Consider the following 25936-nt stretch of genomic DNA (forward strand, 5'->3'; position numbering starts at 1 on the left):
CCGCCCGGAGGAGACGCCATGACGACAACCGCCCCGCCCGCCGACCAGATCCCCGACAAGACCGCCCTGCGCGACGCGGCCACCGTGATCGTGCTGCGCGACCGCCGGACCCGGCCCCGGGTGCTGATGGGCCAGCGCGGTGCGAAGGCCGCCTTCATGCCCAACAAGTTCGTCTTCCCCGGCGGTGCCGTGGACAGGGGCGACGCGATGATCAACCTCGCCCGGCCGCTCTCGTCGCTCTGCGCCGCGCGGCTGGAAGAGGACTCCGCCCCCGGCATGTCCCGTGCGCTGGCCGCTGCCGCCGTGCGCGAGCTCTGGGAGGAAACCGGTCAGATCCTCGGCACCCCCGCGCCCTGGCCCGGCGCCGTGCCTCCCGACTGGCTCAGCTTCGCGGGCACCGGGCACCGACCCTCTGCCGAGGGGCTGCAGTTCGTGTTTCGCGCGATCACCCCGCCGGGCCGCCCGCGCCGCTTCGACGCGCGCTTCTTCCTGCTGGACGCAGAGGCGCTGATGTCCGATCCCGACGACTTCTCCAACGCCACGGACGAGCTGTCGCACCTGCAATGGATCGCCGTGGACGAGATCCGCGATTACGACATGCCCTTCATCACCGAGGTCGTGCTGGCCGAGATAGCGGCGCGCGCCACCGACGACACCCCGCCGGATTCCGTGCCGTTCTTCCGCAACGACGACGAGGAAAGCCTGTTCCTCCGGCTGCGCGGAGCGCCCTTGCGCGACTGATACGGATGGCGCGGGGCGCCTGCTGCCCCCGCCTCAGACCAGCCCAATCCACGCGGCGAACCACGCCACGCCCAGCGCGACCAGCGCAAGGTTCAGCACCATCGCCGCCGTCCAGCGCACCCGTCGCGTCATCCGGCGGTCCCGCAGCACCGGGCCGTTGAGGAACCGCGTGACGCGCCGCTCGGCCTCGGCCATGGCGCGCGCGTCGATCTGGCGGGCGATCTTCGGATGTCCCGCGCCCTTCCGCGCCGCCACCAAAGCCATGAGATCGCGGCGCACGTCGTCAGGCAGGGCACCCCGGGCACGCTTCACCCGCAACGCAAGGGAACCGCGCTTAAGCCCCATCCTGCGCGCCAGAAGCCGCTCGACCCGCGCCACGCGGCGCGCCATGTCCCGTTCCACCTGCATGCACGGACACTACCCGCCGCCGCATTTCCGCCTCAATTGCAGACCCGTGACCACAGCGTTCCCGGTCCGTCGACAATTGCTCTGGCCCTCGTCCCGGCCGCGTCCTATCTAGGCGGCATGTTGAACACGCTGACATACGGGACGCCGCAGGGCACGCCGCTGGTGATCGTGCACGGGCTGTTCGGATCGGGCCGCAACTGGGGCGTGATCGCCCGGCGGCTGGCCGAGGAACACTTCGTCCTCACCCCCGACATGCGCAACCACGGCGACAGCCCGCAATCGGACAGCCACGGCTACCCCGACCTCGCCGCCGACCTGGCCGAGCTGATCGACGCCCACGGCGGCCGCGCGCATGTGGTGGGCCACTCGATGGGCGGCAAGGCGGCGATGACGCTGGCGCTGATGCACCCGGAAAAGGTCGCCTCGCTCCTCGTGGCCGACATCGCGCCGGTCGCCTATGGCCACAGCCAGCAGCAGTTCATCGACGCCATGCGCGAGGTCGACCTCGCACAGGTAGAGCGCCGCTCGGACGCCGTGGCGCAACTGGCGGAACACGTCGAGGACAAGGCGCTGCAAAGCTTCTTCACCCAGTCGCTCGACGTGAAGGCGAAGAAATGGAAGTACAACCTCGACGCGCTCGAGGCGGAGATGGCGAAGATCCTCGGCTTCCCGGAGATCGACGGGGAATACACCGGCCCGACGCTGTTCCTGTCCGGCGGACAGTCGGATTACGTGCTGCCCGAGCACCGCGACACCATCCGCCACCTGTTCCCAAAGGCGCGCTTTGCCAAGATGCCGCAAGCGGGCCACTGGCTGCACGCCGACGATCCGCGCGGGTTCGAGGCTTCCGTCCGGGCGTTCCTCTCCGCCGTGTCCTGAAGCGGGCGCGGAGAATCTCCGCGCCACGGGACCGACTCTCCGGCGGCACCGGCAGGCATCGTCCCCCCGTTCCGGCGGCGGCACGGTTTCCCGGCGGCCCACCGAAGCATCGGCGACGCCCGCGGACCCCGGCCCGCAGAACGCTATATTCGGGAAATCCGAATATGCGGGATGACGTTCGCAAATGAGCGCGCGGCCCTCTGGACAGGGCGCACAGGTGCGACAACCTGTACGCCATGCGCAGGTCCCTAGCCGTCCAGTATCTTCAGATCGCCTTCGAGCCAGGGCAGCTTTGCCCAGGCCGGACCGATGACCATGTCGCTGACCAGCATCCGCATCGTGCGCGCCACGTCGCGCGGCACCTCGTCGGTCCAGTCCGACCCGGCATAAAGCGAGATCGTCCGCGCAAAGGGGCTGAACGGCAACGGATGCACCTCCATCCGGTCGTGCATCCGCCCCGCCCGCATGTACTGGAGCGAGGTCGTCAGGGCCCAGCCCACGCCGCGCGCCACCAGCGTCATCAGCGACAGGTGGGCGCCGATCTCGAAGCGTTCGGGAAAGGTCAGCTTCTGCCGGGCCAGATGCGCCTCGATCTGCCGTCCGACCACCTGCGCCCGGTCGTAGCGCAGAAGCGGAGCGCCGTGCATCAGCGCCTCGATGCTGCCCGCCGCCTGCACGGCCCCGCGCGCGCAGACAAAGATATAGGGGTCTCGCACCAGCGGGTATTCGACCACGCCGGGCATGACCTCCCCGCTCGACGCGGCGATGGCAAGGTGCAGGCGGCGCGCGCGGATCTCCTCCGAGATCTCGTGGCTCGGCGCGGTGATCAGCTTGAACCGGCAGCGCGTCATGCTCTCCGCCAGCATCGTCACCAGCCGCGGCGTCAGATCGTTGTCGAAATCGTCGATCACCCCGAGGTTCAGCACCGCCAGATGCGCGAGATCCATCACCGTCAGCTCGCTCTGCGCCAGCCGCAACTCGCGCAAGACCGCCTTCGCCCGGCTGAGGAAGGCCCGGCCCGCGGGCGTCAGCATCATCGGCCGGCGGCCATGGTCGACAAGCTCCACGCCCAGCGCCGTCTCGAGGTTGCGCATCTGCTGGCTGACCGCGGGCTGGCTCAGCCCGGTCAGTTCCGCGGTGCGCGCGACCGATCCGCTCTCGGCCAGCGCCTCGAACACCTCGAGCCCGCGCAGGGTCACCCCCTTGGTCAGCATCGGCGCCTCCTGAACATCCGCATATTCGAAAAACACGAATATGCACCTTCATCAACAATTCTGTCATCCCGCCCGTCAAGGACCCTTCGATGCCCCGAATGATCAAATCCGCCCCCGGCCTGCCCCCTGCCGCAACGGGCGACACCCGCGACACCGTCGAGATCATGCTCGCCCGGCTGCGCACCGGCGGTGACGACGCGGCGCGCGACTACGCCCGGCGCCTCGACGGCTGGACCGGCCCGATCGTCACCCCGCGCACCGCCATCGAGGCCGCCGCCGCACGGGTGCCGCCCGAGCTGAAGGAGGCGCTGGCCTACGCCCATGCCAACATCACCGCCTTCGCACGGGCGCAGCGCGCATCGCTCCACGACTTCGAGACCGAGCTGCGCCCCGGCCTGATCGCCGGGCAACGCTCGATCCCCGTCTCGGCGGCGGGCTGCTACGTGCCGGGCGGGCGGTATGCGCATATCGCCTCCGCCCTGATGACCATCGCCACCGCGAAGGCCGCGGGCGTGCCGCATGTCACCGCCGTGGCCCCGCCGCGCGACGCCCACGGCATCGACGCCGCCACGCTCTACGCCATGGACCTCGCCGGGGCCGACACGATCCTGACGCTGGGCGGGGTGCAGGGCATCGCCGCCATGGCATTCGGCCTCTTCGGCACACCCGCCGCCGCGATCCTCGCCGGGCCGGGCAACGCCTACGTGGCGGAGGCCAAGCGCCAGCTCTTCGGCCCGACCGGCATCGACACCCTCGCCGGCCCCACCGACCTGATGATCCTCGCCGACGCCACCGCCGATCCGGCCCTCGTGGCGCTCGACCTCGCCGGTCAGGCGGAACACGGGCCGACCTCGCCCTGCTGGCTGATCACCGATCACGAACCGCTGGCCCGCCGCGTCCGCGACCTGATGCCGGACACCTGCGCCCGCCTCGGCGGCACCAACGCCGACACGGCCCGCACCGCCTGGGACGCCATGGGCGAGATCATCCTCTGCGACAGCCGCGAGGAGATGGCCGAGGAAGCCGACCGCACAGCCCCCGAACACCTGCACCTGCACACCACCGCGCTCGACTGGTGGCAGGGGCGGCTTACCGCCTACGGCTCGCTCTTCCTCGGGGCCGAAACGACGGTGGCCTTCGGCGACAAGGCCTCCGGCCCGAACCACGTGCTGCCCACCTCCGGCGCGGCGCGCTACACCGGCGGGCTCTCTGTCCACAAGTTCCTCAAGACGGTGACCTGGCAGCGCGCCACCGACGCGGCGCTGCCCGCCCTCGCCCGTGCCACCAGCGTGATCTCCCGCGCCGAAGGCATGACCGGACACGCGCTCTCGGCCGAGGCGCGCCTGACCGCCGTTCCCCCGACCACCGCCCTCCGGGCCTGACGAAAGACCGCACCATGAACCTCACCCGTTTCCCGCGCCTCCGCCTCGCCCACCTGCCCACGCCGCTGGAACCCATGCCAAGGCTCTCGGCACTGCTGGGCGGGCCGGAACTCTGGATCAAGCGTGACGACTGCACCGGCCTCTCGACCGGCGGCAACAAGACCCGCAAGCTGGAATTCCTGATGGCCGAGGCGGTGCAGGAAGGCGCCGAACTGGTGATGACCCAAGGAGCGACCCAGTCGAACCACGCCCGCCAGACGGCGGCCGCGGCGGCCCGGCTGGGCCTCGGCTGCCACCTCCTGCTGGAGGACCGCACCGGCTACACGCACGAGAACTACCGCCACAACGGCAACGTCCTTCTGGACGTGCTGCACGGCGCCAGCATCGAACACCGCCCGGCGGGCGGCGACATGAACGCCGAGATGGAGAAGGTGGCCGAAAACCGCCGCGCCGGCGGCGCAAAGGTCTACACCATCCCCGGCGGCGGCTCGAACCCCACCGGCGCGCTGGGCTACGTGAACTGCGCGCTCGAACTCCTCGCGCAGGTGACGGAGGCGCACCTTGCCGTCGACCACATCGTGCACGCCACGGGCTCTGCCGGGACGCAGGCCGGGCTGGTCACCGGGCTGAAGGCGCTGAACGCGGGCATCCCGGTGCTGGGCATCGGCGTGCGCGCCCCGCAGGACACGCAGGAAAGCAACGTCTACAAGCTCGCCTGCGCCACCGCCGGGAAGCTGGGCTGCGCAGGCGTGGTCGGCCGCGAGGACGTGGTGGCGAACTGCGACTACATCGGCGACGGCTACGGACTGCCCGCCGAAAGCACGCTGGAGGCCATCGACATCTTCGCGAAGACCGAAGGGATCCTGCTCGACCCGGTCTATTCCGCCAAGGGCGCGGCGGGCCTGATCGACCTGATCCGCAAGGGCCACTTCAAGGCAGGCGAACGCGTGGTCTTCCTGCACACCGGCGGCGCCATCGGCCTGACCGGCTACACCCATTGCTTCGAGAAGGCAGCGCGCGCATGACCCACCCGGCGGCCCCGATGATTTTTCTCGAAAAATCATCCAGCACCAAGACTTTTCGTCGAAAAGTCTTCCCCCGCCCGGCATGACGACGGTTGGCATCCTCGGCGGCATGGGGCCGCAGGCGACGATCCTTCTGATGCAGAAGGTGCTCGACGCGGTCCCGGCCCGGGACGACGCCGATCATGTACCTCTGATCGTCCACCAGAACCCCGCCGTGCCCTCGCGCATCGCCGCGCTGATCGAAGGCACCGGCCCCTCGCCCCTGCCCGCACTGCAGGCCATGGCGCGCGACCTGCAGGCCGCCGGGGCGGACGCCCTGGCCATGCCCTGCAACACCGCCCATGCCTATGCCGACGGCATCCGCGCCGCCTGCACCCTGCCCTTCCTCGACATGCTCTCGGAGACCGCGAAGGCGCTGGAGGGCAAGGGCCGGATCGGCATCCTCGCCTCCCCCGCGACCCGGCTGACCGGGATCTTCGACAGCTACCTCCGCCAGCCCTACGTGGCGCCCGAGGACGACGGCCCGGTGCTGGAGATGATCCGCGCGGTCAAGGGCGGCGCTTCGGCCACGGACATCGCCCCGGCGCTGACAAGGGCCGCACGGCAGCTTCTGCCGCGCGCCGACCACATCCTGATCGCCTGCACGGAACTCTCCCTGGCGGCACCGCTGCTGCCGGACGACGTGGCCTGGACGGACAGCCTCGACTGCCTCGTGGCGCGGATCGTGGAGGTCGCCCGCCCCCGGCAGGAGCAGGTTTCGCCGCGCTGACGCGCGCCGACCCGCGCGCGCCTGCGGCGCGCGTAGAAGGTTTCAAATGTCCGGACATATCGGGGTTTCGGACGGCCTGCGGCACGGCGCAGCCCATGCCACCACGCGTGCTCGCACGCCCGGCCTTCTCACCCCACCCCGGCCATCACGTCGAGGCGAAGCGCGACGAGCCTCCGACGCGAAGGCCCGCGCGCACAGGCACCGCCCATCCCCACCGCCCGGCCAAAAGCCGGGCCGGGACCAGCTTCAAAGGCCGGTGCAGGTCTGCTCTGCCCGTTCCGCGAAGACCTTGTAGCGCTTCCAGAATTCTTCGTGATGCGGGTTGTCCGACTGGCGGATTTCCTGCGCGCGGTGCGGGTCGGAAAAGAAGCTGGCGGCCATGCTCTGGTCACCGCCCCTGAGATCGCGGTCGGCCACCGCCTGCACGCAGCCGCACAGCTGCACGTTGGCGGCCTTGCGTCCAGAAGACATGCACGCCCGCGCCACCTGCCCCGCGGCGAAGGCCGGGGCCACCGTCGTGTTGTAGCCCTTGTTCCGGTTGTCGCTCCGGCCGCCGCCACATGCGGCCAGCGTCAGGCACAGCATCGTGCCCAGCAAGATCCTTGTCATTCCACCTGTCCTAACGGCCGGGTGTGGCTGTGCCATCTCTCCCGGGACTGCTCTGACGCCTATCATGCGTCAGAAGCGCCGCGGTTTCAAGAATCCGCGATCTCCTGCAGGTGGTGAAATGCACCGTCGAGGTACGGTTCGTAGCGCCGCCACGACCGGGAACTGCCGGTATAGACCCGGCGGCGCACCTGCGCGGTGGAGGCGGTCTGCACCGCCCGCCGGTTCAGGTCGGGGCGCAGGCAGGCGGCGTCCCACGCCAGGCCGAGGTCCGCGATCAGCGCGCGTGTCTCCGCCTCCGGCGCCTTGACCAGCGACTCGTAGTCCAGCCGCCGGATGCGTCCCGGCCAGCGCGCCCCCCAGAAGGCCATCAGGTCGCGGTACAGCCCGTGGTAGGCCGCCACGTCGCCCGGATCGTTGGCATAACCCAGCCCCTCCGACACGAAGTAATGCGCGAGGTTGGACCAGCACACGGCCTCCGGCCGGCGGGTGACATGGACGATCCGCGCCTCCGGCAGGGCGGCGGCGATCAGGCCGATATAGCGGAAGTTGTGCGGCATCTTGTCGGTGACGAAGCGCCGCCCCTCCGCCCGCAGCCCCATGCTCTGCAGGTAACTCTCGCGGAAGGCCGCCAGCGCCCCGGCGTCCGGCGCCGCCTCGCCCGACAGGAAGGGCTGCGCCAGCGCGTTCACCACGCCCAGCTCGCCCGCGCCCGTCACCTCCGGATGGGCAGAGACGATCTGTTCCGCAAGCGTCGTCCCCGACCGCGGCATCCCGAGGATGAACACCGGCACCACCGCGCCCGCCTCCGCCTCCAGCGGATCGAGGCCGCCGAAGACCTCGCGCAGCCGCGCGAACAGCGCCCGGTCCTGCGCGATCCCGTAACCCTGCCGGGCCTTGCGCAGGGCGTTGGCCTCCGACAGGCAGCGCCAGGCCTGTGCCTCCTTGCCCAGCCGGTCATAGGCGGTGAAAAGCGCCGCGCAGATCCGCATCCGTTCGGGCGGCGGGGTCAGCGGGTCGTCGGCAATCGCCCGCATCTGCCTGAGCTGCGCATCCTCCGCCGTCCAGGTCTTGGCCGCCGCGAGGTTCCTGTGCGCCTCAGCGAAACGCGGCGCCGCCCGGACCGCCTTGCGGAAGGCGGTGCGCGCCGCCTTCGCCTGCCCCTGCGCCTGCAACGCCACCCCGAGGTTGTTCATCGCCGCCGCGTTGTCCGGTTCCTGCCGCAGCACCTGCTCGCAGAGCGCCTGCACCTCCGCCATCTCGCCGCGGTAAAGCAGCACCGCCGCCAGTTCCACCATGGCCCGCGCCGCCTCGGGCGCAAGCGCCAGCGCGCCCCGCGCCCGCACCTCCGCCTCGTCGATCCGCTCGACCGCGCGCAGCGCGACAGAGTGGTTGGACAGCGCCTCCGACAGGTCGGGCCTGAGCGCCGCCGCCTGCCCCAGCGCCTTCTCCGCCTCCGCGAACAGGCCCAGCGCCAGCAGCACGCCGCCGTAGATCTGCCAGAGCACGTAAGACGCCGGGAAAGCCTGCAACAGCTTGCCCGTCTCCTCCGCGACCACGACGCTCTGCCCCGCGCCATGCAGGGCGACAAGCTGGTCGAGTATCTCCTGCGGCGGATCGCCGGCGATGGGAAAAGACTGCTGCATGACGCCTCCTTTCCCCCTGCCTAAGGCAGATGGGTAAAGACGGGCTTACCGGGGAATGGGACGGCGACTTTGCAACCTCTTTCAGGAGGCCTTATTTGCCCGCTTCGAAAGGGGAATAACCTTGGACTGTGAGTGGTTGGCGTATGTAGCCCATGTCGGAGCGTACTCGTCAGATTGATTGCCCCAAACAGTCCAGCCGGCACGAGGACCGCGCGCGAACAACTCCAGCCGCTCGCCAAAACTGCACCGCTCGATCAAATCATATTGTTCATCCGGCTTTCGGCTGTGCTCCCGTTTTTGAGCCGAAATGATGTTCTCTTGTGATCTCCCCGGTTGCAACGTACGCGCGTTTTTTCCGCGCGTACCGAACAGCAGAACTTCAGTTACATTCCTGAAATAGAAGCCAACCCCTCGCCGGTCTGGACCACCATCCTTTCGGATTTTGTACCAGATAAGGTTAGACTTATATTTGAAGCCCCAGTGCTCCATGACCTTCAAACCTTCAGGCAGAAGCGCATTTGGAACCCACAAATACAAATGCGCTGGATCACCTGCCACCGCTTCAACTGGCAAGTCGCAAATATCGTCAAGCGTCATGGTGGGATAACGTGCTAGCCGTTTGTGCTCTGGGGCCATCTTTCCAGTGCGGTTTTGAAACTGCCACGGTGGGTCTGCAAGAATGGTTTGGAATTTGCGCCCGGCCAATTCTTTCAAGAGATCGTCGCCTGCTGTCATCTTTATTCGTTCTCCCGATAGAGGCTCTTGCGGATGCCGAAGGTAAGGACCGGACAGCCCCCGGCTCCGCCACCTTCAACCTTCGCTACCAATTTTGATAAAATCGTCGTTGACGGCCCATACGACGATCCTCTGCCAAGATCGTTAAAAATCTCCTGTAGTTCATCCGCTCTCGTCACGACAACGCCGACATTGACCGTCCTCAGATGATACAACAGCCGAAAGTTGTTGAGGTCTCTATCATAGAACTCGGTCTTGTTGTTCCATTCGAGTTCTATGGCCACACCGTTCTTGTACATGTCAATTTTGTGGGTTGGAGTGTCGTACTCCTGATCGTCAACCGCAACGCGTGTATCAAATTTCTTTTCTTTCCATCCCTTAGACATGAAGAGCGCATCGAAGTCGTCAGCCAATTTGGTCTTCCGCCCTCCTCCTGCCGCGATGTATGATTTCTTTAGACGAAAGATGCTCAGTGCATTCATCAAATCAGACCACTCGTTAGGATGGTCTCCTGCCATGACTGCACTGGCGTGATGCCACTCCCCACAGAAGTAGTTTTCTCTCACAAAAGGTGGCAAACGATCGTTCAGCATCTAGTAGCTCGCGTGCGTGTACACTACTCTCTGTAGCGGTCATCGAGGTACTCTTGCAAGCGTCGCGGGAACTTTTCCGGAGTTATCGTAGGGTCGAGTTGCTAGGCTGGAAGCCAGTGGGCGCCAATTCAAGCAGCAAGCACGGACTTCTTGCGAATGCTCTGCTCCAACAGTCGCTCCCGGCAGTACGTCTCGGCAGGACGCCATCGGGGCTGCCTTACGCCGTCCTGCGCACAACCCTTGCCATTCCCCCCTTTCCAAGCCATATGCACCCATCAAACCCAAGCCCTTCCCCGAAGGACTCGAGCGCCCGCATGAGCACCCCCCAGAACCTGATCCGCAACTTCTCCATCGTCGCCCATATCGACCACGGGAAATCCACCCTGGCCGACCGGCTGATCCAGCTTACCGGCACCGTGGCCGAGCGGGACATGAAGGAGCAGATGCTCGACGCGATGGACATCGAGCGCGAGCGCGGCATCACCATCAAGGCGAACACCGTCCGCATCGACTATCCGGCGAAGGACGGCAACACCTACGTGCTGAACCTGATCGACACCCCCGGACACGTGGACTTTGCCTACGAGGTCAGCCGCTCGATGCGCGCCTGCGAGGGCTCGCTGCTGGTGGTCGACGCCTCCCAGGGGGTCGAGGCGCAGACGCTCGCCAACGTCTACACCGCCATCGAGGCCGACCACGAGATCGTGCCGGTCCTGAACAAGGTCGACCTGCCCGCCGCCGAACCCGCCCGCGTGGCCGAGCAGATCGAGGACGTGATCGGCATCGACGCCTCGAACGCCTGCCTGATCTCCGCCAAGACCGGCGTCGGCATCCCCGAGGTGCTGGAGGCCATCGTCACCCGCCTGCCCGCCCCGCCGGAGAAGGACCCCGACGCGCCGCTCAAGGCCATGCTGATCGATTCCTGGTACGACCCCTACCTCGGCGTCGTCGTGCTGATCCGCGTGATGGAGGGCACGATCCGCAAGGGCGACAACATCCGCATGATGAAGACCGGCGGCCGCTACGGCGTCGACAAGCTGGGCGTCTTCCGCCCCGCCATGCAGGACGTCAAGGAACTGGGCCCCGGCGAGATCGGCTTCTTCACCGGCTCCATCAAGCAGGTCCGCGACACCCGCGTGGGCGACACCATCACCACCGAGAAGAAGGGCGCGGAGACCCCGCTCCCCGGCTTCAAGCCGTCGATCCCCGTGGTCTTCTGCGGCCTCTTCCCCGTGGACGCCAACGACTTCGAGGACATGCGCGACGCGATCGAGAAGCTGGCCCTGAACGACGCCTCCTTCACCTACGAGATGGAGACCTCCGCCGCCCTCGGCTTCGGCTTCCGCTGCGGGTTCCTCGGCCTCCTGCACCTCGAGGTGATCCGCGACCGGCTCGAACGCGAGTACGACATCGACCTGATCACCACCGCGCCCAGCGTGATCTACCACCTCTACATGAAGGACGGGGAGAAGGTCGACCTCCACAACCCCGCCGACATGCCCGACATGACAAAGGTCGACCACATCGAGGAACCGCGCATCAAGGCGACCATCCTCGTGCCCGACGACTACCTGGGCGACGTGCTGAAGCTCTGCCAGGACCGCCGCGGCATCCAGCTCGACCTGACCTACGCCGGGCAGCGCGCCATGGTGGTCTACGACCTGCCCCTGAACGAGGTCGTCTTCGACTTCTACGACCGGCTGAAATCGGTGACCAAGGGCTACGCCTCCTTCGACTACCAGCTCGTGGGCTACCGCGAGGACAACCTCGTCAAGATGCAGATCCTCGTCAACGACGAGCCGGTCGACGCGCTGTCGATGATGGTCCACCGCGACCGGGCCGAGATGCGCGGCCGCGCCATGTGCGAAAAGCTCAAGGACCTGATCCCGCGCCACATGTTCAAGATCCCGATCCAGGCGGCCATCGGCGGCAAGGTCATCGCGCGCGAGACGCTTTCCGCCCTACGCAAGGACGTAACCGCCAAGTGCTACGGCGGCGACGCCACCCGGAAGAAGAAACTTCTGGAAAAGCAGAAGGCCGGCAAGAAGAAGATGCGCCAGTTCGGCAAGGTCGAGATCCCGCAGGAAGCGTTTATTTCGGCGCTGAAGATGGACAGCTGAGGCTGTCCATCCCCCGTAGGGTGCGTGAATCACGCACCGGGTTGTCCGGATAAGCTGGTGAATGGTGCGTGCATCACGCACCCGACATCGTCGTAACCGCGCCCGGCGTAAAACGCGCGTCCCGATGCACCGACAAGAACGGCCAATCCTCGGGACGTGTCACCAAGCCGTGTTTCACTGGATTGATCCAACAATACCGGATCAATCGCGCAAGCTCCGCATCGTCGCGAACGTGGTGCTCCCAAAACCGTCTTTGCCAAATCCCGCGTTCACCGCGCGCCACATGACTGGCGCGCCGTTGACCCTCTGGCAGACCGTGAGAAAACCGGGCCTTGATCAATCGCCACCGCATCCCGTAATCGCGATCCCCGGCAGGCAACTGCCAGATGCAATGGATGTGGTCCGGCAACACCACCCACGCCTCGATCCCAAAAAGATGATCCCGCTTCGTTCGCCGCACAGCCTCTCGCAACCGATCTACCTCGCGCACCAACAGGTCATCTCCGCGCTCTGCCAGTGCCACGGTAAAGAACACGGTCGCGCCTGTGACATTGGGTCGAATGTATCGGGACATGCAGCACCCTCCCCGATCATAGTTAACGATCGGTCAACACCGTAGGGTGCGTGATTCACGCACCAATGCTCCCGCCGGGGCTTCGCCCGTCTTTCAGATGAACCGTCCCCCGGACGGCCCCCCCACCTACCGCCAAGTCCCCCTCCTGACCCCATCGCTCTCCCACGGATCGAACCCCTCCTCCAGCAGCGCCCGCAGCATCCGTGTGCGCACCGCGCCGCCGGCGCCAAGCCCGCGTTCCAGACGCGCGCGGTCCTCTGCGGCCTGTATGCGCTTTGCCGCCGCGTGGGCCTCGTACTCGCGGTTCAGCCCGTCCGCCTTCTCCTCCACCGAGGCGCCCAGCAGCGTGTCCAGCACCTTCACCTGGTAGAAGGGCACCACGGCGCAGCCGACGCGACCACGGCGTTGCAGCCAGAGCTGTCCGCCCGTCTGTTCGACGTAGCGCAGTTGCGCCGCGACGTTCTCCCGGAACTCCGTGATGCTCATTGCCCTGATCTCGACATCCATGCGCCCTCCGATTCTCCGATGCCGCATCCGGGGCCCCGCGCCCCGGTTTTCGGCCAAAGGTTAAGAACCGGCCGGAAAGGCCCCCCGAACCGGCCGGGACTCACCATAAGGAATGGTAAACGGCGAAGGGTTAAGCCACCGGGCGCCCCCGGTTTGACGCAGGTCAACGCACAGATGAGAAAACCGGAATATACGAGATGTGGTAGGATTAACCCGATTTCAGGAGGTCTGAATGTTCCGCCTCGCCAGCATCCTCTACTCGCTGATCTCCACCTCGGTGGCCGGCAGCCTCATCATCGCGGCCCTCGTCGCGGGCTACGACACCCTCACCCCCATCGTCATCGCCGCGGCCATCGGTTTCGTGGTCTCGCTGCCGATCTCGTGGTTCGTGGCCAGGGCCCTCTACGGCCCGGCAAAGCCCACGTAACTCAACGGCTTAGCGCGTCCAGAAGGCCGTCCGCGCAGGCCTCCACCAGGTCCAGCGCGCCGTCGAAGTCGCGGGTGTAATAGGGGTCCGGCACCTCGGTCCAGCCGGAGCCTTCGGGCGCGAAGTCGGTGAAGAGCTTCACCTCCGCGCCCCCCTCCGGCCGCATCCGCCGCAGATTGGCCATGTTGTCCGCATCCATGGCGACGATCAGGTCGAAGTCGGTGAAGTCCTCCACCCGGACCACCCGCGCCCGCAACCCGGAGAGGTCGTAACCCCTTGCCTTGGCTGCGTTTTGCATCGGTCCATAGGGCGGCTCTCCGGCGTGCCAGTCGCCCGTCCCCGCACTGTCGAGATCGAGGTTAATGCCCCTCTGGGCGGCCTTAACCCTCAGCACCCCCTCGGCAGAGGGGGACCGGCAGATGTTGCCAAGACAGACGAAGAGGATACGCTGGGTCATGCGGCGACTATGCCGCGCGAAATCCCCACGGACAAGTCCATGACACAGAACGGGAAAATCGTGATCCTCACCGGCGCGGGCCTGTCCGCCGAAAGCGGCCTCGCCACCTTCCGCGACGAAGGCGGCCTCTGGTCGCAGCACCGGATCGAGGACGTCGCCACCCCCGAGGCCTTCGCCCGCAACCCGGATCTTGTGCAGGCCTTCTACAACGCCCGCCGCGCCCAGTCCCGCACCGCCCACCCCAACGCCGCCCATGACGCGCTGGCGCGGTTGCAGCGGGACTACGGCGGAGAGGTCGTCATCGTCACGCAGAACGTCGACGGCCTGCACGAGAAGGCGGGCGCCCGGGTGATCCACATGCACGGCGCGCTCGATTCGGCGCTGTGCCACCGCTGCGATCACCGCTGGACCGCCCCCGACACGATCGACCGGGACACCGCCTGTCCCGCCTGCGAGGCCCGCAGCGCCCGCCCCGATGTCGTCTGGTTCGGCGAGATGCCGTACCACATGGACGAGATTGCGGAACACCTTGAAACGGCTGACATCTTCGCCTCCATCGGCACGTCGGGACAGGTCTATCCCGCTGCGGGATTTTCGCAGCTGGCGTCGGAATACGGAGCGGAGTGCATCGAGCTGAACCTCGAACCCACGTCAAACGTCTTTCACCAGCGGCGTCTCGGTCCGGCGACCCGGACCATTCCAGCCTGGGTCGAAGAGCTTATCGGCAGGTGAACGGGGCGGGCGGCGCCGAAACGCCGCCGGTTCCCCTCAGTTTCCCATGGACATACCGGCCCCGTGGCCGCCCATGTCCTCGCGCTCCAGGTCAACCGGAATGTCCACGACGACCTCGCCGGCCTTCTCGAAGGTCAGCGTGACGGTCACCGTGTCGCCCTGTGCCATCGGGCGGGACAGCCCCATGAACATCACGTGATCGCCGCCGCGGGCCAGCGCGTGCATGTCACCGGCGGGCACGGCAAAGCCCTCTTCGACGTGCATCATCTTCATGACGCCCTCGCCCATGTCCTTGTGGGTGTGCAACTCGACCCGCGCCGCGATGTCGGAGGCGGCAGCGATCAGGCGGTCGTCCTCGGACCCGGTGTTGCGGATCACCATGAAGGCGGCCCCGGCCTTGGCCGTGGGGCTCGCGGCGCGGGCATAGGCGTCCACGACCTCGATATCGGCGAAGGCGGGGGTGGCAAGGATCAGCGCAACCGCGCCTGCCAGAACGGATTTCATCATTTTCAGTACCTTTCCATTTGATGTTCAGACTTGAAATCAAAGGGAAAGCGGCGGCCCCCGCGCAGTTGCCGACGGCCTGTCGGCGCTGGTCAGGGCGGCGTGCCGCACATCGCCTGCAACGGCTTGCCAGACGAACGACACACCGTCCTCCACCCCCGCCAGACCTACCGAGGCGAACAGCGCCATCATCCCGTCGTCGCAGAGGTGCACATGCCCCACCGCGTGCCCGTCGGCGTCCACGGCGACCTTGACCACGGTCAGGCCGCGGCAGATCTCCACGAGGCCCACAGGCGTCGCCTGACCACGCGCCACACCGGCCGCGAAGCCGGTCATCACCAGCACCACGATCAGCAGGGGGGCCAGAAGCCCGCGGGTCAGGGACATCATTCGTGTCATGCGCGCCTTATAGCCGGGCGGTTCGGGCGCGTCATGCGACAAAAGCAAACGACCCCGGATGTCTCCACCCGGGGCCGCTGCAATAGTCCTGCAAAGGGATCAGGCGGTTGCCTGTGCCTTCGCGATCTCTTTCTTGACCTTCAGGGCGCGGTCGGACAGCTCGGTGTCCTTCGCCTTGGCCAGGAACTTGTCCAGGCCACCGCGGTGGTCGACCGAACGCAGAGCATGCGCGGAGATGCGCAGCTTGACGCCGCGGCCCAGAGTCTCCGACTGCAGGGTCACGTCGTTCAGGTTCGGCAGGTAACGCCGCTTGGTCTTGTTGTTGGCATGGCTGACATTGTTGCCAACCATCGGGCCCTTACCGGTCAGTTCGCAAACACGCGACATCGTTTCGTCCTCATTGTCAGTCGGCCAGAGCCTTGTCAGCCCCATACCGCGCCAATATCAAAGGGCGCCGCCCGTTTGAGGGAAGGCGCCCAGAATCTCGTTCTGCGGCTTCTAGGCATATGGAGCGGAGTCGTCAAGCCCTCTCCGTCAGGGCCTCTGCCTCGGCGTCTGCCCGTTGCGCCAGACCCTCGCGACCGCGGTAGCGGGCCACCTGCGCGAGGTTACGCCAGTAGCTTTCGGACCGGCGCCGGACCATGCGGTGCACCCTGCCTATTTCACGCGGATCGGCAAGCCCCTCGGCCAGTCCGGTCTTCAGCCAGTCGAAGCTTCCCCCTTGCCGGATCGCCCGGGTCGCCGGGTGCCCGCCACAGGGCAGCATGACCAGCGTCAGCTGCGGGAAGAGCGCGCAGATCATCCGCCCGTGTTCGACGTCCCTGTTCTTGAACGGATCGACCAGCACCCCACCGCGCACCTCCGTCGTGCGCCCCTCCAGATTACCGAGCGCCCCATTCCAGCCCTCTGCCTCCGCCCGGTAGCGGCGGTCGAAGGGCACCACATCCGGGTCGATCGACACCTGCGGTGAGATCGCCAGCAGCCGGTCGACCTTCAACGTGCGGGCAAACCTGAGGGCACCGTAGCCGCCCATGGAAAACCCCATCGCCACCACCTCGTCGTAGCGGCCGACAAAGCGCGCGAGGGCCGCCTCGAGCGCTTCCGTCTCGTCGTTGATGAACCAGTCGTTGTCGCGGGACTGAATGTGCACATGCGCGAAGCTGCGGGTCACGAAGCCCATCACCGGGCGCGGCGTGTCAAAGCTCCCCGGGTCGCCGACACGTTGGCGGAAGCTGACGAACAGCTTCTTCCTCCGGGGCCGAAAGACCGTCGCCTTCAGGCGGGTCCCGTCGAACACCGGATGCGGCTTCATTGGCCGAGGTGCTCCTCCAGAATCTGCCGGGCGGCGAGGCCGGGCGACAGGTTCCCCGCCGCGACCTCTGCCGCAAGCTCCGCCATCGCCTTCTTCGGCCCGGGTTCGCGCAGGCGGGCCAGCAGGCCGTCGCGCACCTCCGCCTCGAACCAGAAACGCGCCTGTTCGGCCCGGCGCGCGTCGAAATGCCCGTTCTCCCGCCGCCAGTCCGCCAGCGCCGTCATCTCGGACCAAGCCGCGTCCAGCCCGTTCCGCTCAATGGCAGAGACGGTCATCGCCTTCGGGAAGCCCTGCGGGTCCTGCGGCCGCTTCCTGAGCAGCCGCAGCGCCCCGGAATAGTCCGCGCAGGTCCGCACCGCCTGCCGCTTCAACTCGCCGTCCGCCTTGTTGACCAGCAGGATGTCGGCCATCTCCATGATCCCGCGCTTCACCCCCTGCAATTCGTCGCCGCCCGCGGGCGCCAGCAGCAGAAGGAACAGGTCGCACATCTCGGCCACCATGGTCTCCGACTGACCGACGCCGACCGTCTCGATCAGCACCACGTCGAAGCCCGCCGCCTCGCAGAGGTCGATGGCCTCCCGCGTGCGGCGCGCAACACCGCCCAACTGGCTTTGCGCGGGCGAAGGACGGATGAAGGCGTTGCGTTCGCGCGACAGCCGCTCCATCCGGGTCTTGTCGCCGAGGATCGAACCGCCCGAGCGCGCCGAAGACGGGTCCACCGCCAGCACCGCCACCTTCAGGCCCTTTTCGATCAGCATCATCCCGAAGGCTTCGATGAAGGTCGATTTCCCGACACCCGGCGTTCCGGACAATCCGATTCGCAACGCCTGACGCTCACAGCCCGCCAGTTCCCCCAAAAGCTGCGATGTCGTTTCCCGGTGCTCCGTCCGGGAACTTTCGGCCATCGTGATCGCCTTTGCGAGGGCCCGGCGATCCCCGGCCAGCAAAGCCTCTTTCATCGCCTGGAGTTGAGCGCCCTGCCCGGCCTCTGCAACCTTCACCACCTGCATTCGCCTTTCGTTTTTCTTCCGTTCCGCGAAACCGCGATGTCCCAAAACCGGGTGCCCGGCCCCGAAAGACCCGACCGCCTGCCGGGTCAGCCTCCGCGACGAAGTAAACGCAAACGCCGGGCGGAGTGAACCTGTCCGTTCATACCATCGTGGAAAAACTGAGGCGACCCGCCTCCCTTGCCTCAACACACGGCGTGTGGATAAGGGGCACATGTCCCAGACCCTGCCCATCGACGCCGCCCTGCCCGAGCTGATCGCCGCCCTGCGTGCCAACGGCCGGGCCGTGCTGCAGGCCCCGCCCGGCGCGGGCAAGACGACGCGTGTGCCGCTCGCCCTGCGCGACGCGGGCCTGACCGAGGGCCGGATCGTCATGCTCGAACCCCGCCGGCTGGCCGCGCGCGCCGCCGCGCAACGGCTGGCCGAGCAACTGGGCGAACAGCCGGGCCAGACCGTCGGCTACCGGATGCGCGGCGAAAGCGCCGTGTCGAAGGACACCCGGATCGAGGTCGTGACCGAGGGCATCCTCACGCGGATGATCCAGTCCAATCCGGAGCTTGGCGGCATCGGCGCGGTGCTTTTCGACGAGTTCCACGAACGCTCCCTCAACGCCGATCTGGGCCTCGCGCTCTGCCTCGAGATCGCGGGCGCGCTGCGCGACGACCTGATCCTGCTGGTGATGTCCGCCACGCTCGACGCCGCCCCGGTGGCCGAACTCATGGGCGCGCCGGTGGTGACCTCCGAAGGCCGCGCCTACCCGGTGGAGCCCGTCTGGCGTGACACGCCCTTGCCGAAGCAGACCCGCTTCGACGCCGCCATGGCCGACCTGATCGTCAAGGCCCACACCGAGACCGAAGGCGGCATCCTCGCCTTCCTCCCGGGCGAAGGTGAAATCCGCCGGACAGAGGCGTTGCTGAAGGGCCGCCTCCCCGCCGGCACCCATATCCGCCCCCTGTTCGGTGCCATGGACCTGAAGGACCAGCGCGCCGCCATCCGGCCGGAAACGGACGGACGCAAACTGGTGCTCGCCACCTCCATCGCCGAAACATCGCTGACCATCGAGGACATCCGCGTCGTCGTCGACGGCGGGAAAGCACGTAGGGCGCGCTTCGATCCCGGCTCCGGCATGTCCCGGCTGGTGACGGAGCGCGTGACCCGCGCCGAGGCCACGCAGCGTGCCGGGCGCGCCGGGCGTGTCGCCCCGGGCACCGCCTACAAGCTTTGGACGAAGGGTGAGGAAGGCGCGTTAAGCCCCTTCCCACCGGCAGAAATCGAGGCAGCCGACCTGTCTTCGCTCGTGCTGGAACTGGCGCTCTGGGGCGCGGAGGACCTGCCCTTCCTGACGCCGCCACCGCCGGGCGCACTGTCGGAGGCGCGCGCGCTGCTCGAAATGCTGGGCGCGCTGGACGCCGAGGGCCGGATCACCGCGCACGGGCGTCAATTGTCCACATTTCCGCTGCACCCGCGGCTTGCCCATATGCTTCAGACCTGCGGTGCATCCGCCGCTGAAACGGCTGCACTCTTGTCGGATCGCGATCCACTCACAGGAGCATCCACAGACTTGTCCCTCAGGTTGGAGGCGCTGGCCGATCCGAAACGCTTTCAGGAGACCCGCGCCATCGGTCTGCGCCGCCCCGCGCTCGACCGCATCCGGCAGGAGGCCCGGCGGCTCGCCAAGAGCACGAGGATAAGTGCCAAACGGGCTGGAACGGCAGGGGAATCCCGGGATACCGACAGGCACTGGTCCGCGGCGGAAATGGCCGCCCTCGCCTACCCCGACCGCATCGGCCTCAGACGCAAGGGAGACGCGCCGCGCTTCCAGTTGTCGGGCGGAAAGGGCGCGGTGATGGACGAGTCCGATCCGCTGGCCGGCGAACGGCTGATCGTCGTCACCGACACGGACGGCAACCCGCGAGAGGCCAGGATCCGGCAGGCCATCGCGATCTCGCTGTCCGAAGTGCGCACGCTCTTCGCCGACAGCATCGGCTGGGTCGACACCTGCGCGTGGTCAAAACGGGAACGTCGCGTGGTCGCCCGCCGCCAGGAACGGCTGGGCGCCATCGCGCTCGACGACCGCGTCTGGAAGGACGCTCCCACGGATGCGATATCCAGGGCTATGCTGGACGGTGTCCGGGACCTCGGCCTTGCACTATCCGGACCTGTCCACAGGTTCCTCGCCCGCGTGGCGCTGGCCCGCGAGGCCGGACAGGATCTGCCCGACATGTCGCCCGAGGCCCTGATGGACGACCTCGAAGACTGGCTCCTGCCCTACCTAGACGGGGTGAAGACCGCCGACGACTGGAAGCGGTTCGACCTTCTGCCCGCGCTGCGCGGACGGCTGGACTGGGGACAGATGCAGGCGCTCGACACAGCGGTCCCGGCGCATTTCACCACGCCGCTGGGACGGCAGATTCCCATCGACTACTCCGGCGATCATCCGGAAATCTCGCTCAGGCTGCAGGAAATGTTCGGCCAGACGACCCACCCGATGGTCGGGCGGACGCCGCTGAAGGTCACGCTGCTGTCGCCGGCGCAGCGCCCGGTGCAGACCACCATGGACCTGCCCGGCTTCTGGTCCGGATCCTATGCCGACGTGCGCAAGGAAATGCGCGCGCGCTACCCTCGCCACCCCTGGCCTGAGGACCCGACAGAGGCCGATCCCACGCTGCGCGCGAAACCGCGCGGGACGTGAAATCGCCCCGTCAGCGCCGCAAAGACCTTGGACCGCGTTAACGGATGGCTCGCTAAGTGCCTGTCGCAGATCGCGAAAGGACAGGACATGCCGATGCTCGCCCCCGAACCGCTGCGTTCGCGCCTGGGACAGGCACAGCGCCGCTTCGCCCCCGTGCCGCACCTGCGCGCGGCGCACCGCGGTGAGACCACGGACCTGAACCTGCTGATGGTGCGGGCCTTGGTCATGGCCTTGGTGCCGGTGGTCTGGCTGGTCGCGGTGGTCTGGGCGGCCGAGCAGCTCTTCTGACGGGCCTTGGCGCAGCCGTGGCCCGAAGGACACTCAAGGAAAATTAACCACGGCCCGGTAACGTTCTGGCAACGGAAACCGAAAGAAGAGGCTGCCTTGACCGATTCCGCACCCGATCCTGCCGAGCTTCCGCGCCGCATCGGCGCCACCGCACCCTTCGTCGTCTATCGCGGCCCCCGCAGGTGGGAGGACCAGCACCCGGCGCGACCTCTGGTCTGGGCGCTGGTCTGGACGGTCGTCCCCGCCTTCTGGGCCGGCAGCATCTACTGGCTGGCGCAGGCGGTGTTCTGAGGAAGGGTGCAGGATCTGCACCCTACTGGATGTCGTGCCGGTGACGGATCAGCCGCCGACACACCAGCGCATGATCGCTTTCTGGGCGTGCAGACGGTTCTCCGCCTCGTCCCAGATGACCGAATGCGGGCCGTCCATGATCTCGGAGGTGACCTCTTCCTCGCGGTGCGCGGGCAGGCAGTGCATGAACAGCGCGTCGTCCTTGGCATGCGCCATGAGCGCCGCGTTCACCTGGTAGGGGCGCAGCATGTTGTGCCGCCGCTCGCGCGCGCTTTGCGCGTCGTGCATCGACACCCACGTGTCGGCGATCACGAGGTCGGCGCCCTCAACGGCCTTGGCCGGGTCGCGCTCGATGGTGATCTTGCTGCCCTGCTGGCGCGCCCAGCCGACGAATTCCGGCTCCGGGTCGAGCTGGACGGGCCCGGAGAAGGTCAGGTCGAAGCCAAACTGCCCGGCGGCATGCAGGAAGGAGGCGCAGACGTTGTTGCCGTCGCCGCACCAGACCACCTTCTTGCCGGCGATCGGACCGCGGTGCTCTTCGAAGGTCATCACGTCGGCCATGATCTGGCAGGGATGCGTGCGGTCGGTCAGCCCGTTGATGACCGGGACGGAGGCGTATTCGGCCATCTCCTCCAGCACGGATTCGTCGAAGGTCCGGATCATGATCATGTCGACGTAGCGCGACATGACGCGGGCGGTGTCGGCGATGGTCTCGCCGTGGCCCAGCTGCATGTCGGAGCCCGACAGCACCATGGTCTGCCCCCCCATCTGGCGCACGCCCACGTCGAAGGAGGTGCGCGTGCGGGTCGAGGGTTTCTCGAAGATCAGCGCCACCATGCGGTTCTTCAGCGGCAGCTCGTCGTCGGGTTCCACCTTCGGCTTGCCCTTGCGCGCGTCCTTCACGGCCCGGGCGTTGTCGATGATGCCCCTGAGGGCATCCTTGTCGGTCTTGTGGATGTCGAGGAAGTGGTTCATCGGTCGAATTCTTTGCTCTTGCGGAGGAACCGGGGCGCTGCCCCGGACCCCGAGGGTATTTTTGCCAAGATGAAGATCAGGCGGCTTCGAAGGCGGTCGCGGCCTTGTCGAGGCGGTCGAGCGCCTCGGCGATTTCCGCCTCGGTGATGTTCAGCGGCGGCAGAAGGCGCACCACGTTGTCGGCGGCGGGCACGGTGATGACCTCGGCAGCGTAGCCGGCCTTCACCACATCGGCGGCGGCGGCCTTGGCGGTGCACTTGAGACCCAGCATCAGGCCCATGCCGCGCACCTCCTCGAAGGTGTCGGGGTGGGCGGCGATGAGGCCTTCGAGCTTCTGGCGCAGGAGGCCCGCGCGGGCGTTCACCGTCTCGAGGAAGGCCGGGTCGGAGATCCGGTCGATCACCGCCTTGCCCACGGCGCAGCCCAGCGGGTTGCCGCCGTAGGTCGATCCGTGGGTGCCCGCGACCATGCCGCTGGCGGCCTCTTCGGTGGCCAGCACGGCGCCCAGGGGGAAGCCGCCGCCGATGCCCTTCGCGACCATCATGATGTCCGGGGTGACGCCCGCCCATTCATGCGCGAACAGCCGTCCGGTCCGGCCGACGCCGCACTGCACCTCGTCGAGGATCAGGAGCACGCCCTTTTCGTCGCAGAGCGCCCGCAGGCCTTTCAGGCACTGGTCGGGCAGCGGGCGGATGCCACCTTCGCCCTGCACCGGCTCGATCAGGATCGCGGCGGTCTTTTCGGTGATCGCGGCGTGCAGCGCATCATGATCTCCCCAGTCGAGGTGGATGAAACCGTCGAGCACCGGGCCGAAGCCCTTGACCATTTTCTCCGACCCGGAGGCCGCGATGGCCGCGGAGGACCGGCCATGGAAGCAGCCGGAGAAGGTCAGGATCTCGACCTTTTCCTTCTCGCCCTTCTCGTACCAGTACTTGCGGGCCATCTTGACCGCCAGTTCGCAGGCCTCCGTGCCGGAGTTCGTGAAGAACACCGTGTCGGCGAAGGTGACCTCGACCAGCTTGTCGGCCAGCGCCTGCTGCTGCGGGATCTCGTAGAGGTTCGACACGTGCCAGAGCTTCGACGCCTGCTCGGTCAGCGCGGCGACCAGATCGGGGTTCGCATGGCCCAGGGCGTTCACCGCGATGCCGCTGCCGAGGTCGAGGAATCGGCGCCCGTCCTCCTCGATCAGCCAGGCGCCCTCGCCCTTCACGAAGTGCAGGGGCGCGCGGTTGTAGGTCGGCAGAACGGAAGGGATCATGGCTCATGTCCTCTGGAAATAGAGGTCCGATTGGTGGCAAGCCCACAGGCTTTAGTCAAGACGGACCGGTTCTCGGGAAGGTGACGCAGGACGACGGGCGCACCGGAAAGGCACGCGGAGAAGAGCTCAGGCTCGTCGGATGATCGTCTTTTGCATCATGGCGCGTCTTTGACCGGTTCCGGCGCGGAAAGCAAGCGATTTGAGAGGGCGGCCCTGTTCAGCGCGCGGCGAAACCGGCGGCGGCGCGCAGGAAGATGTCTGCGCCGGTGCCGATCAGTGCGTCGGGGAAGTCGTAGTCGGGGGCGTGCAGCGGCGGGCAGGTTTCCCCCGCCCCGAGGAAGAGCATCGCCGCCGGCATGTCCGCGCCGAAGCGGCCGAAGTCCTCGGAGGCGCGCATGGGCATTCCTTCGGACACGCGGCGGCAGCCTTGGGTGGCGCGCTCCAGCAGGGCGACGGCCTCCGGCGCGTTCACGCAATGACCGAAGGCCTCGTGCACCGTGATGTCCGCGGTCAGCCCCGTGGCGGCCCTTGCGACCAGCGCGCGGGCCTCCGCCTCCAGCGCGGCCATGCGGTCGTCGAGGAGGGTGCGCAGGGTCACCATGATCTCGCCCTCGCCCGGGGCCACGCCGAAGGCCGGCACGCCCAGCCGGGCGTGGGTCACGGTCGCCAGCCGGAAGTCGGGATGTTCGGTCGGCAGGTCGCGGCTCAGCGCGCCGAAATCGGCGATAAGCCGGGCCAGCGCCAGACCGGGAGAGACGCCCTTTTCCGGCTCTGATGCGTGGGCCGTGCGTCCCCAAAGGCGCACGCGCAGCCCGCGCGAGGCGCAGTTGACCGGCCCCTCCTTCAGCGCGACGGCGCCCAGCGGCAGGCCGGGCATGTTGTGCAGCGACACCGCCATGTCCGCGCCGAGCGTGTCGAAGCGGGCATCCTCGATTACCGCGCGGGCGCCCTGCCCGGTTTCCTCGGCGGGCTGGAACAGCAGGATCACGCGCGTGTCGGGCGGCTGCCGCGACAGGACGCGGGCGACGGCATATAGCACCGCCATGTGTCCGTCGTGACCGCAAAGATGCGCCACGCCCGCGCGTTCGGAGCGCCACGCGGGCTGCCCGGTCTCGACGATCGGCAGCGCGTCCAGCTCGCAGCGGATCAGCAGGCCACGGTCGCCCGTGCCGAAGGTGGCAGCGACGCCGGTGCCGCCGAGGCCGGTGGTCAGCGCGGCGGGCTGGAGGGCCTGCAGGTGCTCGGCGATGATCGCGGCGGTGGCGGATTCCTCGCCCGAGAGCTCGGGCGCGCGGTGCAGCCTGTGCCGCAGGTCGCGCGCGGCGGCGATGTCCTCTTGCGTGACGCCTGTCATGGCCGTTCTCCCCCGGATGCCCGTGTTTACCGTCATCCCATCACGGCGGGCGAACGGGTGCAATAACTGGGGCCGTGGTTCCGGATCAGCGCCGTGTTGGCGGCAATCCCCAGCCCGGCCACCAGCGCCAGCGGATGCCGCACGAACAGGACGCGCACTTGGCAAAACCTCCGAAACCTGCACGGCAGGCTGGGGCAGACGCGCTTAAAGGCCGGTTGACCGACATGCGCCCAGCCAAATGGCACTCACCCCCCGAACGGGTCCTCCGGGTAGCCGACACCTGTCAGGTACAGCCCCTGCGGCGGGCAGACCGGCCCGCAGGCGGCGCGGTCGCGGGCCTCCAGCGCCTCGCGTACCCGTTCGGGCGCCCAGGCTCCGGCGCCGACCCGCTCCAGCGTGCCGACGAAGGACCGCACCTGGTTGTGCAGGAAGGACCGGGCGCGCAGAGAGAACCGAACCTCCGGCCCGGCGGGACCGTCCACCGCCTCGATCTCCAGCGAATCCAGCGTCTTGACCGGCGATTTCGCCTGGCACATCACCGACCGGAAGGTGGTGAAGTCGTGCCGCCCCACAAGGCAGGCCGCGCCCGCGCGCATCGCTTCCACGTCGAGCGGATGCATGACCCGCCAGACCTGCCCCTCTTCCAGCGTGGCAGGCGCACGGCGCATCAGGATGCGGAACAGGTAGCGCCGTTCCACCGCCGAGAACCGCGCGTGCCAGTCGTCGGCCACCCGCGCGCAGGCCCGGATCGCCACCGGCGCGGGCTTCAGATGGAAATTCAGCGCCTCCGACAGCCGGAACGGATCCCAGTCCTTCGCCATGTCGCACTGCGCCACCTGCCCGCGCGCATGCACGCCCGCATCGGTGCGCCCTGCCCCCGCGATGGTGAACGGGCCGGGCTCCAGCCGCGCCAGCGCCTCCTCGATGGCCTGCTGCACCGAAGGCTGCGCCGCCTGGCGCTGCCACCCCGCAAACGGGCGGCCATCATATTCCACGAGCAATGCGTATCTTGGCATGTGCGCCGCTTAGCGCGGCCCGCGG

The 25936-nt window shown here is 67.7% G+C and carries 30 protein-coding genes; 11 read left to right on the forward strand and 19 right to left on the reverse strand.

Annotation, left to right across the window (positions count from 1 at the left end; translation table 11 throughout):
* Positions 1-18 precede the first annotated feature (18 nt).
* Positions 19-741 carry an NUDIX hydrolase gene (locus QNI11_RS17055; RefSeq protein ID WP_283981046.1) on the forward strand — a complete coding sequence of 241 codons (723 nt, stop codon included), beginning with the start codon at positions 19-21 and terminating at the stop codon, positions 739-741.
* Between the two features lie 33 nt (positions 742-774).
* Here the strand turns inward: QNI11_RS17055 and QNI11_RS17060 are convergent, their stop codons facing one another.
* Entirely contained in the window at positions 775-1149 is a 375-nt protein-coding gene (locus QNI11_RS17060) for a hypothetical protein (protein ID WP_283981047.1), read from the reverse strand.
* 117 nt (positions 1150-1266) lie between these two features.
* Here QNI11_RS17060 and QNI11_RS17065 point away from each other — a divergent pair, with 117 nt between their 5' ends.
* Positions 1267-2028: an alpha/beta fold hydrolase gene (locus QNI11_RS17065; RefSeq protein WP_283981048.1), complete on the forward strand. Its 762-nt coding sequence runs from the start codon at positions 1267-1269 to the stop codon at positions 2026-2028.
* 248 nt (positions 2029-2276) lie between these two features.
* Here QNI11_RS17065 and QNI11_RS17070 read toward each other — a convergent pair whose 3' ends face one another.
* Positions 2277-3242, reverse strand: a complete 966-nt coding sequence (locus tag QNI11_RS17070; RefSeq protein ID WP_100930979.1) for a LysR family transcriptional regulator — start codon at positions 3240-3242, stop codon at positions 2277-2279.
* A 98-nt stretch (positions 3243-3340) separates the two neighbouring features.
* Between QNI11_RS17070 and hisD the strand changes: the two genes are divergently transcribed.
* The 3 genes from hisD (at position 3341) to QNI11_RS17085 (ending at position 6418) form a co-directional block, all read left to right on the forward strand.
* Positions 3341-4624, forward strand: a complete 1284-nt coding sequence (hisD, locus tag QNI11_RS17075; protein ID WP_373418449.1) for a histidinol dehydrogenase — start codon at positions 3341-3343, stop codon at positions 4622-4624.
* Positions 4625-4638: 14 nt separating this feature from the next.
* On the forward strand, positions 4639-5649 hold the full coding sequence (locus tag QNI11_RS17080; protein ID WP_283981051.1) for a D-cysteine desulfhydrase: 1011 nt from the start codon (positions 4639-4641) through the stop codon (positions 5647-5649).
* 82 nt (positions 5650-5731) lie between these two features.
* The gene (locus QNI11_RS17085; protein WP_283981052.1) at positions 5732-6418 is read left to right on the forward strand and encodes an aspartate/glutamate racemase family protein; all 687 of its coding nucleotides are present in this window, start codon (positions 5732-5734) and stop codon (positions 6416-6418) included.
* 246 nt (positions 6419-6664) lie between these two features.
* Here QNI11_RS17085 and QNI11_RS17090 read toward each other — a convergent pair whose 3' ends face one another.
* The 4 genes from QNI11_RS17090 to QNI11_RS17105 all read right to left on the reverse strand — a co-directional run bounded on the left by QNI11_RS17090 (position 6665) and on the right by QNI11_RS17105 (position 9998).
* Positions 6665-7027 carry an arginine transporter gene (locus QNI11_RS17090; RefSeq protein ID WP_100929454.1) on the reverse strand — a complete coding sequence of 121 codons (363 nt, stop codon included), beginning with the start codon at positions 7025-7027 and terminating at the stop codon, positions 6665-6667.
* 86 nt (positions 7028-7113) lie between these two features.
* A complete protein-coding gene (locus tag QNI11_RS17095) occupies positions 7114-8670 on the reverse strand; it encodes a tetratricopeptide repeat-containing sulfotransferase family protein (protein ID WP_283981053.1) in 1557 nt (518 codons plus the stop codon).
* Positions 8671-8751: 81 nt separating this feature from the next.
* On the reverse strand, positions 8752-9405 hold the full coding sequence (locus tag QNI11_RS17100) for an MT-A70 family methyltransferase (RefSeq protein WP_100929452.1): 654 nt from the start codon (positions 9403-9405) through the stop codon (positions 8752-8754).
* 2 nt (positions 9406-9407) lie between these two features.
* Positions 9408-9998 carry a BglII/BstYI family type II restriction endonuclease gene (locus QNI11_RS17105; protein ID WP_283981054.1) on the reverse strand — a complete coding sequence of 197 codons (591 nt, stop codon included), beginning with the start codon at positions 9996-9998 and terminating at the stop codon, positions 9408-9410.
* Positions 9999-10312: 314 nt separating this feature from the next.
* Between QNI11_RS17105 and lepA the strand changes: the two genes are divergently transcribed.
* Complete coding sequence (lepA, locus tag QNI11_RS17110; RefSeq protein WP_100929450.1) at positions 10313-12118, forward strand: translation elongation factor 4; 1806 nt, start codon at positions 10313-10315, stop codon at positions 12116-12118.
* A 73-nt stretch (positions 12119-12191) separates the two neighbouring features.
* On the opposite strand, the gene QNI11_RS17115 is transcribed toward lepA, so the two are convergent.
* Both QNI11_RS17115 and QNI11_RS17120 read right to left on the reverse strand, forming a co-directional pair.
* On the reverse strand, positions 12192-12692 hold the full coding sequence (locus QNI11_RS17115) for a transposase (RefSeq protein WP_283981055.1): 501 nt from the start codon (positions 12690-12692) through the stop codon (positions 12192-12194).
* A 126-nt stretch (positions 12693-12818) separates the two neighbouring features.
* Positions 12819-13199 (reverse strand): hypothetical protein, encoded by a 381-nt coding sequence (locus QNI11_RS17120; protein WP_283981056.1) that lies wholly within the window; start codon positions 13197-13199, stop codon positions 12819-12821.
* A 232-nt stretch (positions 13200-13431) separates the two neighbouring features.
* On the opposite strand from QNI11_RS17120, the gene QNI11_RS17125 reads away from it, so the two are divergent.
* A complete protein-coding gene (locus QNI11_RS17125; RefSeq protein ID WP_283981057.1) occupies positions 13432-13626 on the forward strand; it encodes a CTP synthetase in 195 nt (64 codons plus the stop codon).
* A gap of 1 nt (position 13627) precedes the next feature.
* Here QNI11_RS17125 and QNI11_RS17130 read toward each other — a convergent pair whose 3' ends face one another.
* The gene (locus QNI11_RS17130) at positions 13628-14083 is read right to left on the reverse strand and encodes a low molecular weight protein-tyrosine-phosphatase (RefSeq protein ID WP_100929446.1); all 456 of its coding nucleotides are present in this window, start codon (positions 14081-14083) and stop codon (positions 13628-13630) included.
* A 39-nt stretch (positions 14084-14122) separates the two neighbouring features.
* Between QNI11_RS17130 and QNI11_RS17135 the strand changes: the two genes are divergently transcribed.
* Positions 14123-14815: an NAD-dependent deacylase gene (locus QNI11_RS17135; protein ID WP_283981058.1), complete on the forward strand. Its 693-nt coding sequence runs from the start codon at positions 14123-14125 to the stop codon at positions 14813-14815.
* A gap of 36 nt (positions 14816-14851) precedes the next feature.
* On the opposite strand, the gene QNI11_RS17140 is transcribed toward QNI11_RS17135, so the two are convergent.
* The 5 genes from QNI11_RS17140 to meaB form a co-directional block, all read right to left on the reverse strand.
* On the reverse strand, positions 14852-15322 hold the full coding sequence (locus QNI11_RS17140; protein WP_283981059.1) for a copper chaperone PCu(A)C: 471 nt from the start codon (positions 15320-15322) through the stop codon (positions 14852-14854).
* A gap of 36 nt (positions 15323-15358) precedes the next feature.
* Complete coding sequence (locus tag QNI11_RS17145; protein WP_283981060.1) at positions 15359-15718, reverse strand: hypothetical protein; 360 nt, start codon at positions 15716-15718, stop codon at positions 15359-15361.
* A 99-nt stretch (positions 15719-15817) separates the two neighbouring features.
* Entirely contained in the window at positions 15818-16105 is a 288-nt protein-coding gene (rpmB, locus tag QNI11_RS17150; RefSeq protein WP_100929442.1) for a 50S ribosomal protein L28, read from the reverse strand.
* Between the two features lie 133 nt (positions 16106-16238).
* Positions 16239-17030, reverse strand: coding sequence for an alpha/beta hydrolase (locus QNI11_RS17155; RefSeq protein ID WP_283981061.1), 792 nt, complete (start codon positions 17028-17030; stop codon positions 16239-16241).
* Complete coding sequence (gene meaB / locus QNI11_RS17160) at positions 17027-18040, reverse strand: methylmalonyl Co-A mutase-associated GTPase MeaB (RefSeq protein ID WP_283981062.1); 1014 nt, start codon at positions 18038-18040, stop codon at positions 17027-17029. The genes QNI11_RS17155 and meaB overlap by 4 nt, the downstream gene beginning before the upstream one ends.
* 211 nt (positions 18041-18251) lie before the next feature.
* Between meaB and hrpB the strand changes: the two genes are divergently transcribed.
* The 3 genes from hrpB to QNI11_RS17175 all read left to right on the forward strand — a co-directional run bounded on the left by hrpB (position 18252) and on the right by QNI11_RS17175 (position 21308).
* Positions 18252-20729 carry an ATP-dependent helicase HrpB gene (hrpB, locus tag QNI11_RS17165; RefSeq protein ID WP_283981063.1) on the forward strand — a complete coding sequence of 826 codons (2478 nt, stop codon included), beginning with the start codon at positions 18252-18254 and terminating at the stop codon, positions 20727-20729.
* Positions 20730-20756: 27 nt separating this feature from the next.
* A complete protein-coding gene (locus QNI11_RS17170) occupies positions 20757-21017 on the forward strand; it encodes a hypothetical protein (protein ID WP_283981064.1) in 261 nt (86 codons plus the stop codon).
* Between the two features lie 96 nt (positions 21018-21113).
* On the forward strand, positions 21114-21308 hold the full coding sequence (locus QNI11_RS17175) for a hypothetical protein (protein WP_283981065.1): 195 nt from the start codon (positions 21114-21116) through the stop codon (positions 21306-21308).
* Positions 21309-21356: 48 nt separating this feature from the next.
* Here QNI11_RS17175 and argF read toward each other — a convergent pair whose 3' ends face one another.
* From argF to truA, 5 genes are all read right to left on the reverse strand, one after another.
* The gene (gene argF, locus QNI11_RS17180; RefSeq protein ID WP_100929436.1) at positions 21357-22283 is read right to left on the reverse strand and encodes an ornithine carbamoyltransferase; all 927 of its coding nucleotides are present in this window, start codon (positions 22281-22283) and stop codon (positions 21357-21359) included.
* Between the two features lie 76 nt (positions 22284-22359).
* Positions 22360-23541: an aspartate aminotransferase family protein gene (locus tag QNI11_RS17185; protein ID WP_283981066.1), complete on the reverse strand. Its 1182-nt coding sequence runs from the start codon at positions 23539-23541 to the stop codon at positions 22360-22362.
* A gap of 217 nt (positions 23542-23758) precedes the next feature.
* Positions 23759-24895 (reverse strand): amidohydrolase, encoded by a 1137-nt coding sequence (locus QNI11_RS17190; RefSeq protein WP_283981067.1) that lies wholly within the window; start codon positions 24893-24895, stop codon positions 23759-23761.
* 32 nt (positions 24896-24927) lie between these two features.
* On the reverse strand, positions 24928-25053 hold the full coding sequence (locus QNI11_RS17195) for a hypothetical protein (RefSeq protein WP_283981068.1): 126 nt from the start codon (positions 25051-25053) through the stop codon (positions 24928-24930).
* 87 nt (positions 25054-25140) lie between these two features.
* Positions 25141-25911, reverse strand: a complete 771-nt coding sequence (truA, locus tag QNI11_RS17200; RefSeq protein WP_283981070.1) for a tRNA pseudouridine(38-40) synthase TruA — start codon at positions 25909-25911, stop codon at positions 25141-25143.
* Between the last annotated feature and the right edge of the window lie 25 nt (positions 25912-25936).

The organism is Sagittula sp. MA-2 (assembly GCF_030126985.1).
In the GTDB taxonomy this organism is placed as follows: Bacteria; Pseudomonadota; Alphaproteobacteria; order Rhodobacterales; family Rhodobacteraceae; genus Sagittula.

What these genes read in the sequence shown, in the direction of transcription:
- QNI11_RS17055 (WP_283981046.1), top strand. Translation starts at nt 19, where the DNA reads ATGACGACAACCGCCCCGCCCGCCGACCAGATCCCCGACAAGACCGCC.
- QNI11_RS17060 (WP_283981047.1), bottom strand. Translation starts at nt 1,149, where the DNA reads ATGCAGGTGGAACGGGACATGGCGCGCCGCGTGGCGCGGGTCGAGCGG.
- QNI11_RS17065 (WP_283981048.1), top strand. Translation starts at nt 1,267, where the DNA reads ATGTTGAACACGCTGACATACGGGACGCCGCAGGGCACGCCGCTGGTG.
- QNI11_RS17070 (WP_100930979.1), bottom strand. Translation starts at nt 3,242, where the DNA reads ATGCTGACCAAGGGGGTGACCCTGCGCGGGCTCGAGGTGTTCGAGGCG.
- hisD (WP_373418449.1), top strand. Translation starts at nt 3,341, where the DNA reads ATGATCAAATCCGCCCCCGGCCTGCCCCCTGCCGCAACGGGCGACACC.
- QNI11_RS17080 (WP_283981051.1), top strand. Translation starts at nt 4,639, where the DNA reads ATGAACCTCACCCGTTTCCCGCGCCTCCGCCTCGCCCACCTGCCCACG.
- QNI11_RS17085 (WP_283981052.1), top strand. Translation starts at nt 5,732, where the DNA reads ATGACGACGGTTGGCATCCTCGGCGGCATGGGGCCGCAGGCGACGATC.
- QNI11_RS17090 (WP_100929454.1), bottom strand. Translation starts at nt 7,027, where the DNA reads ATGACAAGGATCTTGCTGGGCACGATGCTGTGCCTGACGCTGGCCGCA.
- QNI11_RS17095 (WP_283981053.1), bottom strand. Translation starts at nt 8,670, where the DNA reads ATGCAGCAGTCTTTTCCCATCGCCGGCGATCCGCCGCAGGAGATACTC.
- QNI11_RS17100 (WP_100929452.1), bottom strand. Translation starts at nt 9,405, where the DNA reads ATGACAGCAGGCGACGATCTCTTGAAAGAATTGGCCGGGCGCAAATTC.
- QNI11_RS17105 (WP_283981054.1), bottom strand. Translation starts at nt 9,998, where the DNA reads ATGCTGAACGATCGTTTGCCACCTTTTGTGAGAGAAAACTACTTCTGT.
- lepA (WP_100929450.1), top strand. Translation starts at nt 10,313, where the DNA reads ATGAGCACCCCCCAGAACCTGATCCGCAACTTCTCCATCGTCGCCCAT.
- QNI11_RS17115 (WP_283981055.1), bottom strand. Translation starts at nt 12,692, where the DNA reads ATGTCCCGATACATTCGACCCAATGTCACAGGCGCGACCGTGTTCTTT.
- QNI11_RS17120 (WP_283981056.1), bottom strand. Translation starts at nt 13,199, where the DNA reads ATGGATGTCGAGATCAGGGCAATGAGCATCACGGAGTTCCGGGAGAAC.
- QNI11_RS17125 (WP_283981057.1), top strand. Translation starts at nt 13,432, where the DNA reads ATGTTCCGCCTCGCCAGCATCCTCTACTCGCTGATCTCCACCTCGGTG.
- QNI11_RS17130 (WP_100929446.1), bottom strand. Translation starts at nt 14,083, where the DNA reads ATGACCCAGCGTATCCTCTTCGTCTGTCTTGGCAACATCTGCCGGTCC.
- QNI11_RS17135 (WP_283981058.1), top strand. Translation starts at nt 14,123, where the DNA reads ATGACACAGAACGGGAAAATCGTGATCCTCACCGGCGCGGGCCTGTCC.
- QNI11_RS17140 (WP_283981059.1), bottom strand. Translation starts at nt 15,322, where the DNA reads ATGATGAAATCCGTTCTGGCAGGCGCGGTTGCGCTGATCCTTGCCACC.
- QNI11_RS17145 (WP_283981060.1), bottom strand. Translation starts at nt 15,718, where the DNA reads ATGACACGAATGATGTCCCTGACCCGCGGGCTTCTGGCCCCCCTGCTG.
- rpmB (WP_100929442.1), bottom strand. Translation starts at nt 16,105, where the DNA reads ATGTCGCGTGTTTGCGAACTGACCGGTAAGGGCCCGATGGTTGGCAAC.
- QNI11_RS17155 (WP_283981061.1), bottom strand. Translation starts at nt 17,030, where the DNA reads ATGAAGCCGCATCCGGTGTTCGACGGGACCCGCCTGAAGGCGACGGTC.
- meaB (WP_283981062.1), bottom strand. Translation starts at nt 18,040, where the DNA reads ATGCAGGTGGTGAAGGTTGCAGAGGCCGGGCAGGGCGCTCAACTCCAG.
- hrpB (WP_283981063.1), top strand. Translation starts at nt 18,252, where the DNA reads ATGTCCCAGACCCTGCCCATCGACGCCGCCCTGCCCGAGCTGATCGCC.
- argF (WP_100929436.1), bottom strand. Translation starts at nt 22,283, where the DNA reads ATGAACCACTTCCTCGACATCCACAAGACCGACAAGGATGCCCTCAGG.
- QNI11_RS17185 (WP_283981066.1), bottom strand. Translation starts at nt 23,541, where the DNA reads ATGATCCCTTCCGTTCTGCCGACCTACAACCGCGCGCCCCTGCACTTC.
- QNI11_RS17190 (WP_283981067.1), bottom strand. Translation starts at nt 24,895, where the DNA reads ATGACAGGCGTCACGCAAGAGGACATCGCCGCCGCGCGCGACCTGCGG.
- truA (WP_283981070.1), bottom strand. Translation starts at nt 25,911, where the DNA reads ATGCCAAGATACGCATTGCTCGTGGAATATGATGGCCGCCCGTTTGCG.